The sequence below is a fragment of the Kitasatospora sp. NPDC041988 genome (assembly GCF_055588525.1).
The window spans coordinates 16,439-25,104 of record NZ_JBVJCO010000065.1 but is presented as its reverse complement, the minus strand read 5'-3'; the positions used below and the strand labels follow the sequence as shown (position 1 = coordinate 25,104).

At 73.1% G+C, this 8,666-nt stretch carries 7 protein-coding genes and 1 riboswitch; of the genes, 2 read left to right on the top strand and 5 right to left on the bottom strand.

The window, feature by feature from the left end; all coding sequences use genetic code 11:
* Positions 1-182: 182 nt before the first annotated feature.
* The 4 genes from ACZ6NC_RS38845 to ACZ6NC_RS38830 all read right to left on the bottom strand — a co-directional run bounded on the left by ACZ6NC_RS38845 (position 183) and on the right by ACZ6NC_RS38830 (position 3,593).
* Entirely contained in the window at positions 183-1,889 is a 1,707-nt protein-coding gene (locus ACZ6NC_RS38845; protein ID WP_465738611.1) for a hypothetical protein, read from the bottom strand.
* 127 nt (positions 1,890-2,016) lie between these two features.
* On the bottom strand, positions 2,017-2,436 hold the full coding sequence (locus tag ACZ6NC_RS38840) for an arsenate reductase ArsC (RefSeq protein WP_465738610.1): 420 nt from the start codon (positions 2,434-2,436) through the stop codon (positions 2,017-2,019).
* A gap of 45 nt (positions 2,437-2,481) precedes the next feature.
* The gene (locus tag ACZ6NC_RS38835) at positions 2,482-3,228 is read right to left on the bottom strand and encodes an aquaporin (protein WP_465738609.1); all 747 of its coding nucleotides are present in this window, start codon (positions 3,226-3,228) and stop codon (positions 2,482-2,484) included.
* Positions 3,225-3,593: an ArsR/SmtB family transcription factor gene (locus ACZ6NC_RS38830; RefSeq protein ID WP_465738608.1), complete on the bottom strand. Its 369-nt coding sequence runs from the start codon at positions 3,591-3,593 to the stop codon at positions 3,225-3,227. Before ACZ6NC_RS38830 ends, ACZ6NC_RS38835 begins: the two co-directional genes overlap by 4 nt.
* Before the next feature lie 87 nt (positions 3,594-3,680).
* Here ACZ6NC_RS38830 and ACZ6NC_RS38825 point away from each other — a divergent pair, with 87 nt between their 5' ends.
* Positions 3,681-4,190 (top strand): ArsI/CadI family heavy metal resistance metalloenzyme, encoded by a 510-nt coding sequence (locus ACZ6NC_RS38825; RefSeq protein WP_465738607.1) that lies wholly within the window; start codon positions 3,681-3,683, stop codon positions 4,188-4,190.
* 254 nt (positions 4,191-4,444) lie between these two features.
* Here ACZ6NC_RS38825 and ACZ6NC_RS38820 read toward each other — a convergent pair whose 3' ends face one another.
* Positions 4,445-5,614 carry a CopD family protein gene (locus ACZ6NC_RS38820; RefSeq protein ID WP_465738606.1) on the bottom strand — a complete coding sequence of 390 codons (1,170 nt, stop codon included), beginning with the start codon at positions 5,612-5,614 and terminating at the stop codon, positions 4,445-4,447.
* Positions 5,615-5,827: 213 nt separating this feature from the next.
* Positions 5,828-6,049, top strand: a riboswitch (cobalamin riboswitch).
* Between the two features lie 163 nt (positions 6,050-6,212).
* Here ACZ6NC_RS38820 and metE point away from each other — a divergent pair.
* Positions 6,213-8,528: a 5-methyltetrahydropteroyltriglutamate--homocysteine S-methyltransferase gene (gene metE / locus ACZ6NC_RS38815; protein WP_465738605.1), complete on the top strand. Its 2,316-nt coding sequence runs from the start codon at positions 6,213-6,215 to the stop codon at positions 8,526-8,528.
* The last annotated feature ends 138 nt before the right edge of the window (positions 8,529-8,666 follow it).

The window sequence follows — 8,666 nt, the reverse complement described above, 5'->3', positions numbered from 1 at the left end:
TCTCTGCTTTATTCCCCCCCCCTTTTCTTTCCCCCCCCCCCCCCCCTCCCCCCCCCCCCCCCCCCCCCCCCCCCCCCCCCCCCCCCCCCCCCAGGACGGGACCGGAGCGCGGAACGACGACGGCCGCCCGCCCCTGGAGGGGCGGGCGGCCGGTGCGCGGCGCCGCACGGTGCGGGTGGGCGTCAGTTCTTGTCGTACATGCCGAACAGGTCGACGATCAGGTCGGTCGGCTGCCAGCCCCGGTTCCAGAAGTCGACGACGCCCGTGGTGCCGGTGCCCGCCTGGACCAGGTTCGCGACGGTGGCGTCCTTCGTCCAGTTCAGGACGGACGAGTCGGGCGGGGTCGGGCGGACCGCCTTGCCGTTGATGTAGTCGTTGATCGTGTTCGGGTCCGGGGCGACCGAAAGGTGCCCGCTGCCCTGCGGGTTGGTGACCGTCGCGTTCACGACGAGGGCCTCCAGCGCCCTACCGGACGTCCACACGGTCTCGTTGTGGTAGTCCTGGCCGGCGAGCGGCACGGAGTTCCGCGAGTCGTACATGCGCTTGGGCTCGACCGGCAGGTAGGCGGCCTTGCCGTCGGCGCTGTAGTAGCCGGTGACGTCCACGATCACGTCGGCCGGGTCCCCGGCGTTGTTGGCGACGTTGATCCTGCCGTCCGGTCCGACCGGCACGATCACGGCGTTGGCGACCGTCTGTCCGGCGGTGAAGTTCACGCTCGACGTGGACGGTGCCTGCTGACCGCTCGGGAAGACGGTCAGGTTGCCGGTGCCCCGCGGGTCGGTCACCGTGACGTTGAGGGCCACGGCCGTCACGCCCGTGGCGGGCAGCCCGCCCTGGCCGGCGATCTGGACGCCGAAGGTGCTCTGCGCGGGGGCCTGGCCCTTGGCGGAGCCCAGTCCCTCCCGGGTGTCGACGAGCCGGGACGGCTTGACGGAGGTGTAGCCGCTGGCGGCGGAGCGGGTGAAGTAGCCCGTCACGTCGGCGATCAGGTCCACCGGGCCCGCGCTGCGGTTGGCCAGCTCGACGTACCCGTCCTCGCCGACCGGCACGATCGCCAGGTTCGGCACGGTCTGTCCGGCGGTGAAGTTGACGTTCGAGGTGGTCGGCCGCTCCTTGCCGGAGGCGTACGCGATGACGTGCCCGTCCGCCGAGGTGTCGGTGGCGGTGATGTTCAGGGCCACGGCGGTCACCCCGGCCGGGATGCCGGCGTTGCCGGCGATCTTCACCCGGGTCGTGCCGAACGGGGCGACGGGGCCGGCGACCGAGGCACCGGTGCCGTCGCGGGTGTCCAGCAGCCGGGTGGGCGCGTGCGGGGTGAACTCCGAACCGTCCACGACGACGTCCTTGGTGGTGACGGAGGTCGTCTTGGTGAGCAGGTCGGTCGCCGTGACCGTGATCTTGTGGGCGCCGACCTCGGCGTACCTGTGCTTGAAGTACGCGTTCTCGGTGCCGTTGGCGAAGTCCTTGTCGGTGGTGCCGTCACCCCAGTCGACGACGAGTTCGCTGACGCTGGGGGTCAGGTCGGTGCTGACGCCGGCCGCCATGGTGATGGTGTGCGCGTAGGAAGTGGACGTACCCGTACTCACCTCGTAGTACTGGCTCTGCTTCGCACCTGTCGGCGCAGCGGATTCGGCCGTCGCCTTCGGCGCCCCGGCCTTGGCCTTGGCGGCCTTTGCGGCAGCGTCCTGCGCGGCGGCCTCCTTGGCCGCCTGCTGCGCGGCGACGTCCTGCGCGGTGGCGTCCGGTGCGGTCGCGTCCTTCGCGGAACCGGCCCCGGAGGCCGGGGTGGTGGCGGTCGTGGCCCCACCGGGGTTGACGGACGGACCCGCTGCGTGCGCCGTGGCGGGTACGAAGCCGACGGCTGCCGCTACGACGGCAGCGGAGATCATGATGCGGTGACGGTGCACCGGCCCCCCAAGTGCTGAACGTGTTCACAAAAGTGTTGATCAGACTATATGGCTTGCGGTTCGCGCCCGACGGGACTATTTCCGCTGATCCCGACCGGCCCGGCGGCCGTCACGCCCGTGCCTCGACGCCGAGGTCGGCGAGCAGGCCGCGGATCCGGGCCTCGATCCGGTCGCGGATCGGGCGCACCGCGTCGACGCCCTGGCCGGCCGGGTCGTCCAGCTTCCAGTCCAGGTACTGCTTGCCGGGGAAGAACGGACAGGCATCTCCGCACCCCATGGTGATCACCACGTCCGAGGCCTGCACCGCCTCGACGGTCAGCACCTTCGGCGTCTCGGCGGAGATGTCGATCCCGACCTCGCTCATCGCCTCGACCACCGCGGGGTTCACGGTCTCGGCCGGGGCGGATCCGGCAGAGCGGACCTCGACCCCGTCGCCGCCGAGGCGGGTGAGGAACGCGGCGGCCATCTGGGACCGGCCGGCGTTGTGCACGCAGACGAACAGCACGGACGGGACGGCGGGAGTGCTCACAACGGGTCCTTGATCTTCGAGACGGGGGAGGTCGGCTGCGGCGGTTCAGCGGCCGGATGCGGCCAGGTGGTGGTCCCCGTGCGGGACGACGACGTCCTCGCCGACGGGCGCCGGGCGGCCGAACACCACCGCCACCAGCGCGATGCCGGCCGCCAGGCCGACGAGTTGGGCGGCGATGAACGGCAGCACCGAGGCGGGGGCGATGCCGGCGAAGGTGTCGGTGAAGGCCCGGCCGATCGTCACCGCGGGGTTGGCGAAGCTGGTCGAGGAGGTGAACCAGTACGCCGAGCCGATGAACGCGGCGACCGCGACCGGGGCGAAGTGCGCGCGGCCGATGCGGGCGAGGCCGAAGATCACCAGGATCAGGCCGGCGGTCGCGACGACTTCGCCCAGCCACAGGTGCGGTGACCAGCGGTCGTGGGCGGACCAGCGCAGGAGCGGCTCACCGAACATCGCGTCCGCCAGCACCGCGCCGCCGATCGCGCCGGCGATCTGCGCGCTCCCGTAGGCCGCAACCTCCCGCAGGCCCGGCCCGTCGCCGCCGCGGCGGCCGGTCCACCAGGCGGCCAGGGTGACGGCCGGGTTGAAGTGGGCGCCGGAGACGGGGCCGAGCAGGGCGATCAGTACGCCGAGGCCGAACACGGTCGCGAGCGCGTTGGCCAGCAGCTGCACGCCGACGTCCTGGGACAGCTCGGTGGCCTGGATGCCGGAGCCGACCACGATCGCGACCAGCGCGCCCGTCCCGACGAACTCGACGGCCGTCCGGCGGCCCAGCGGGGCGGGCTCGGTCATCTCGCGCCTGCCGGGGTGTCGAGGAGGGAGGAGAGGCGGGCCAGGGCGGCGGGCAGCACCCAGTAGTAGACCCAGGTTCCGCGGCGTTCGGAGCCGACCAGTCCGGCCTCCCGCAGGACCTTGAGGTGGTGGGAGATCGTCGGCTGGGACACGTCGAACGGGCCGGTCAGGTCGCAGACGCAGGCCTCGCCGCCCTCGTGGGAGGCGATCAGTGACAGCAGCCGCAGTCGGACCGGGTCCGACAGGGCCTTGAACATCTTCGCCAGGTCGACGGCGGCCTCTTCGCCCAGGGGCTCGCGGACCATCGGCGAGCAGCATGCGGCCGCGTCGTCCTGGTCGAGCACCGGCAGTTCCAGATTCGACATGCGTCTATGTTGACAGCCATCTAATCCGGTGGCAAGGTCGGCCATATCGACAGCCGTCGATACAAGACCGGATCGGGGAGAACCGCCATGTCCCGCGTTCAGCTCGCCCTGCGCGTCGCCGACCTCGAAGGCTCCATCGCCTTCTACTCCAAGCTGTTCGGCACCGAGCCGGCCAAGCGCCGCCCCGGCTACGCGAACTTCGCCGTCACCGAGCCCCCGCTCAAGCTCGTCCTCATCGAGGGCGAGGCCGGCGAGGACACCCGCCTGGACCACCTCGGCGTCGAGGTCGCCTCCACCGAGCAGGTCACCGCCGCCGCCGGCCGCCTCAAGGAGGCCGGCCTGGCCACCTTCGAGGAGAACGACACCTCCTGCTGCTACGCCCTCCAGGACAAGGTCTGGGTCACCGGCCCCGGTGAGGAGCCCTGGGAGGTCTACGTCGTCAAGTCCGACGCCGACACCCTCGGCAGGAGCGCTGCCGCCGCGCCGGACGCCTGCTGCGGCACCACCGCCTGCTGCACTCCCGACGAGCAGGCGGTCGATCCCCAGCGGACGCCGGTCGAGGCGAAGAGCGCTGCCGGATGCGCCTGCGCCGGCTGAGCGGCGACAGGGGGCGACGGCGCCTTCGCCGCCACTGCTCCCCGCCGGCCCGGGGCGGCCGACAGGAAGGATCGCCACCGGGATTCGGGGCGGTCCGGAGGTCGCTGCGGTAGCCCCGGCCGAGTGGCGTCCGGCACCGGAGGGCGGCGAGCGTGCGCGGCGCCGGGCGGGTGGGCGTACGGCAAGGCCGCCCCTGCCAAGGATCGGCGCGGGGCGGCCTTCTGCGGTCGGTGGTCGGGATTCGGCGTACCGGCTCAGGCGGCGTCCGCTGCCGGGCGGCGGGACAGGGCGTCGGAGGCCTTGGCCGTGGCGTAGAGCGAGACGGCCAGCGCGATGACGAGGGCGGCCCCGGCGGCGAAGATGCTGCCGGAGGAGACGGCCTTGGCACTGCCGGACTCGGTACGGGCCGAGCCGGCGAGGAAGGGCATGACCACGAGGACGGCGACGCCGAGGGCGACCTCGCCCCAGACGACCTTCGGGAAGTGCCGCAGGGTCAGGTGGAGGAGGGAGGAGCTGTCGTCGGCGCGGCGGGCCTGGGCGATGCGGGGCATCAGCCGGAACTGGTTGAAGGCGCCCGCGGCGACGAGGCCGGCGACCAGGAGGATCTTGACCAGCAGGGCGATGCCGTAGCCGGTGGTCCAGAGCTGGGAGATCGCACCGACGTGCTTCCAGCTGAGCCAGAGGCCGGAGATGGTGACGGCGCCGACGCAGATCATGGCGACGAGGCTGAACCGGCGCCACATGTCGGCCCAGAGAAGGCCGGCGCCGTCGCCGAGGCGGCCGCGGGTGCCGGCGAGCGCGACCAGGAGGGCGAGGCCGCCGAGCCAGACGACGCCGGAGATGATGTGGGTCTGGTCGAAGACGAGGTCGAGCCAGCGGTCGAGGTCGGCGGGCTTGGTGGCGGGGACGGCCGCGATCAGGGTGACGGCGAGGGAGAGCGGCAGCGCGGTGAGGGCGATGGCGTCCGTGTGGCGGCGGCTGGCCGGTATGAAGAGGGCGATCAGGGCTGCGGCCGCGACGGCCAGGACAGCGTTCTGGACCAGGTAGACGGTGCCCTGGGCGATCCAGGCGCCCTTGGCGGCCGGGGCGTGGAGGTAGTCCCAGATCCGGTCCGGGGCGAGGGCGTCGCCGAACGGCATGCCCTTGCCGGCGCGGGCGAGACGGGCGGCGAGCTGGAAGTAACCGGCGATCAGCAGCACCACCCCTGCCCAGGCGAGGTAGGTCGCCGATCTTCTTCGCAGGACCTCGGCGTCCTGGCCGCTGGTTTCCGCGGCGCGCAGCGCGGGGCGCACGGTGGTCGCGTACGTGATGGTGGCGCCGATGGCTCCGCTGAGGCCGATGAAGTAGCCGGCCTTGGTGAGGAGCCGCCAGGGCTGGGGCATGGTGTATCCGGCCGTGGTCGCGGCCAGCAGGGCGTGATGCATGAGGTGAGGCTAGCCTAAATAAGGGCGCCCTTAGTCGCCTGGGGGGTGCTGCTTGTTCAATCGTCATCATCCTGTGAGCTACCGGTCGGTCGACTCCTCGTGGCGCGCCCTGTCACTGCTTCGCCTCGTTCGGAGCCCGAAGCCCCGGCCGGTGCCGTCTCGGAATGTGGACGACTTGAGCCAATCCCTGTCCGCCGGCTGCCGGACTCCCTCTAAGCTGGCCGGGCAGCTGGTTCGCCCTGCCCGCCAGGCAGGCGCGTCGCAAGAGGGAACCCGGTGGGAATCCGGGACTGCCCCGCAGCGGTGAGTGGGAACGAACGCCGTCATACGCACTGGGCCCGGCCGGGTCTGGGAAGCGACGGCCAGTAGGTGTCCGCCCTTTCGGGGGCGGCCGTGCCCGCGAGTCCGAAGACCTGCCCGTTGCCCGCACGCGACCGATCGCGCGCGGCCATCCCGGTGACCTCGTGGGCGGGTCGGCGTACATACCAGGCGGGTTGGGCGCTCTTCGTGCGCTCGTGGCCCCGCCCGGTTCGTCACCCTTCGCGCCTGCGTCCCGTCATCGGGGACCACAGGAGACAGGCTCGCGAAGGAGAGTCCCTTGACAGCGAATTCCGCAGCCGCGGCAACCCGGGCCACCGCCCACGGCTACCCCCGGCAGGGCCGGAACCGGGAGCTCAAGAAGGCGATCGAGGGCTACTGGAAGGGTGCGGTCGCGGCCGGCGCCCTCCTGGCCACCGCCGCCGACCTGCGCCGGGAGAACTGGCGCCGGCTCGCCGACGCCGGCATCCGGGAAGTCCCCACCGGCGACTTCTCGCTCTACGACCACGTGCTGGACGCCACCGTCGCCGTCGGTGCGATTCCCGCCCGCCACCGGGCGGCCGTCGACGCCGACGCGCTGGACGGCTACTTCGCCATGGCGCGCGGCACCCAGGACGTCGCGCCGCTGGAGATGACCAAGTGGTTCGACACCAACTACCACTACCTGGTGCCCGAACTCGGCCCCGGCACCGTCTTCACCCCGAACCCGGCCAAGCAGGTGGCCGAGTTGCGCGAGGCCGTCGCGCTCGGCCACGACGCCCGGCCGGTGCTGGTCGGCCCCGTCACCTACCTGCTGCTCGCCAAGCCGGCCCCCGGGGTGGCCGAGGACTTCCAGCCGCTCACCCTGCTCGACCGGCTGCTGCCCGTCTACGCCGCACTCCTCGCCGACCTGCGCGCCGCCGGCGCCGAGTGGGTGCAGCTGGACGAACCCGCGCTCGTCCAGGACCGCACCCCGGCCGAGCTGAACGTCGCCGCCCGCGCCTACCGCGACCTCGGCGCCCTCACCGACCGGCCCAAGCTGCTCGTCGCGAGCTACTTCGACCGCCTCGGCGAGGCGCTGCCCGTGCTCGCCAAGGCGCCGGTCGACGGCCTCGCACTGGACTTCACCGGTTCGGCCGCGGCCAACCTCGACGCCCTCGCCGCCGTCGGCGGACTCCCCGGCAAGCGCCTGGTCGCCGGCGTGGTCGACGGCCGCAACATCTGGATCAACGACCTGCAGAAGTCGCTGACCACCCTGGCGACCCTGCTCGGCCTCGCCGACCGGGTCGACGTCGCACCGTCCTGCTCCCTGCTGCACGTCCCGCTGGACGCCGCCGACGAGCGCGACCTGGACCCGCAGATCGCCCGCTGGCTCGCGTTCGCCCGTCAGAAGGCCGGCGAGACCGCCCTGCTCGCCCGCGGCCTGCGCGAGGGCACCGACGCGATCGCCGCCGAACTCGCCGCCAACCGGGCCGACCTCGCCTCCCGGGCCGGCTCGCCGATCACCCGCGACCCGGCCGTCCGCGCCCGTACCGCCGCCGTCACCGAGGCCGACGGCCGCCGGGCCCAGGCCTACCCCGAGCGCGCCGAGGCCCAGCGCACCCGACTCGGCCTGCCGCTGCTGCCGACCACCACCATCGGCTCCTTCCCGCAGACCGCCGAACTGCGCGTCGCCCGCGCCGACCTCACCGCCGGCCGCATCGACGAGGGCGCCTACCGGGAGCGCATCGAGGCCGAGGTGCGCGAGGTGATCGCGTTCCAGGAGAAGGCCGGGCTGGACGTGCTCGTCCACGGCGAGCCCGAACGCAACGACATGGTCCAGTACTTCGCCGAGCAGCTCACCGGCTACCTGGCCACCCGGCACGGCTGGGTGCAGTCGTACGGCACCCGGTACGTGCGCCCGCCGGTGCTGGCCGGCGACATCTCGCGCCCGCACCCGATGACCGTCGACTGGTTCCGCTACGCCCAGGACCTGACGGACCGTCCGGTCAAGGGGATGCTGACGGGCCCGGTCACCATGCTTGCCTGGTCCTTCGTCCGCGACGACCAGCCGCTCGCCGAGACCGCCTTCCAGGTCGCCCTCGCCCTGCGCGACGAGGTCACCGATCTGGAGGCCGCCGGTGCCACCGTCGTCCAGGTCGACGAACCGGCCCTGCGCGAGACCCTGCCGCTGCGGGCCGGCGACCGCCCGGCCTACCTGGACTGGGCCACCGCCGCCTTCCGGCTCGCCACCTCCGGGGTACGCGCCGACACCCAGATCCACACTCACATGTGCTACGCCGAGTTCGGTGCGATCATGACCGCGATCGACGAGCTCGACGCCGACGTCATCTCGCTGGAGGCGGCCCGCTCGCACATGCAGGTCGCCGGTGAGCTGGCCGGCGCCGGCTACCCGCGCGAGGTCGGCCCGGGCGTGTGGGACATCCACTCGCCGCGGGTGCCGGGCACCGACGAGGCCGTCGAGCTGCTGCGAGCCGGGCTCGCGGCGATCCCGGCCGAGCGGCTCTGGGTCAACCCCGACTGCGGCCTGAAGACCCGCGGCTGGACCGAGACCCGTGCCTCCCTGGAGAGCCTGGTGGGCGCCGCCCGCCGCCTGCGGGGCGAACTGGCCGGCTGACGTACGGCGCGGGGCAGGGCTTCGACCGGGACGCTCCATCGCTGAAAGCGCCGTGGGGGGGGGGGGGGGGGGGGGGGGGGGGGGGGGGGGGGGGAGGGGGGGGGGGGGGGGGGGGGGGGCGGGGGGGGGTGGGGGGGC

Bases quoted from the DNA above. Each gene is read 5' to 3' on its own strand.
- ACZ6NC_RS38845 (WP_465738611.1), bottom strand. From the start codon at position 1,889: ATGATCTCCGCTGCCGTCGTAGCGGCAGCCGTCGGCTTCGTACCCGCC.
- ACZ6NC_RS38835 (WP_465738609.1), bottom strand. From the start codon at position 3,228: ATGACCGAGCCCGCCCCGCTGGGCCGCCGGACGGCCGTCGAGTTCGTC.
- ACZ6NC_RS38830 (WP_465738608.1), bottom strand. From the start codon at position 3,593: ATGTCGAATCTGGAACTGCCGGTGCTCGACCAGGACGACGCGGCCGCA.
- ACZ6NC_RS38825 (WP_465738607.1), top strand. From the start codon at position 3,681: ATGTCCCGCGTTCAGCTCGCCCTGCGCGTCGCCGACCTCGAAGGCTCC.
- ACZ6NC_RS38820 (WP_465738606.1), bottom strand. From the start codon at position 5,614: ATGCATCACGCCCTGCTGGCCGCGACCACGGCCGGATACACCATGCCC.